Annotated in this window: 2 protein-coding genes and 1 other annotated feature; both genes read right to left on the bottom strand. The window is 65.0% G+C overall.

Annotated elements, in window-relative coordinates; translation table 11 throughout:
• Positions 1 to 586 (bottom strand): IS3 family transposase (locus tag GOAMR_RS24690; protein ID WP_138943590.1); only part of this gene is annotated, 586 nt, incomplete at its 3' end.
• Positions 500 to 628 (bottom strand) — a sequence feature (AL1L pseudoknot). Its footprint overlaps the gene before it by 87 nt.
• The gene (locus tag GOAMR_RS04190) at positions 589 to 906 is read right to left on the bottom strand and encodes a transposase (protein ID WP_040514349.1); all 318 of its coding nucleotides are present in this window, start codon (positions 904 to 906) and stop codon (positions 589 to 591) included. It overlaps the preceding feature by 40 nt.
• Positions 907 to 943 lie beyond the last annotated feature (37 nt).

Genomic DNA, 943 nt, shown 5'->3' with positions numbered 1-943 from the left:
CCACGTCCTTGCCGGCACGCGAACGCGCCCACAGGCCCATATCCAGGGCGTCGAGCGCGAGGTCGGTGTGCATGGTGGTCGAGACCTGCCAGCCCACGACCATCCTCGAGAAGACGTCGAGGATGAACGCGGCATACACCCATCCCGAGTGGGTGCGGATATAGGTCAGGTCGGCCACCCACAGCGTGTTGGGCGCCGCGGCGGTGAACTGCCGTTTGACACGATCAGCCGGCTGCGGAGTTTCAGCCCCCTCGCTGCGCGTGGTCGTGCGCGTCTTGGATCGCGTTATCCCCTGCAGCCCATCAGCTTTCATCAAACGCTCAACGGTGCAGCGGGCTACCTCGACACCCCTCCTGCGTAGTTCTGAATGAACTTTGCGGGCGCCATAGACGCCGAGATTGTCGGCATGCACGGTGCGGATCTCACCGAGGACCTCGCGGTCACGGACTACCCGTGGTGCCTCGACTCGTCGAGAGCTCAGATGGGCTCGGACTGTGGACGGAGCGATCTGGGCGGCTGTCTCCTGTAAGGCCGCGCAGATCGGATCGACTCCGTGTTCGCCGCGGAAAGCGGCGACGAACTCCACGATCAACGCTGTGGGCGGTCGATCTCCGCCGCAAAGAAAGCCGATGCCTGCTTCAAGATCGTATTCGCCCGCCGCAGCTCACGGTTCTCCCGCTCCAGCTGCGCGATCCGCTCAGCCTCGCTGGTCGTGGTACCCGGTCGTACGCCGCCGTCGATCTCGGCCTGCTTGACCCAGGTGCGAAGCGCCTCCGGGTGTACACCGAGTTGGTCGCCGATCCGTCTGAGCGCCCCCGGCCGCGTAGCCGGGTCCTTACGGGCCTCCATCGCCATCCGCGTCGCCCGCTCCTTCAGCTCAACGCTGTACTTCCGTGGTGCTGCCATGCTCTCCATCCTTCACAGATTCGAGAGCCTCCGACAA

Origin of the sequence: Gordonia amarae NBRC 15530 (assembly GCF_000241345.1) — a bacterium.
GTDB lineage: Bacteria > Actinomycetota > Actinomycetes > Mycobacteriales > Mycobacteriaceae > Gordonia > Gordonia amarae.
This window is presented reverse-complemented; position numbering and strand designations above follow the sequence as displayed.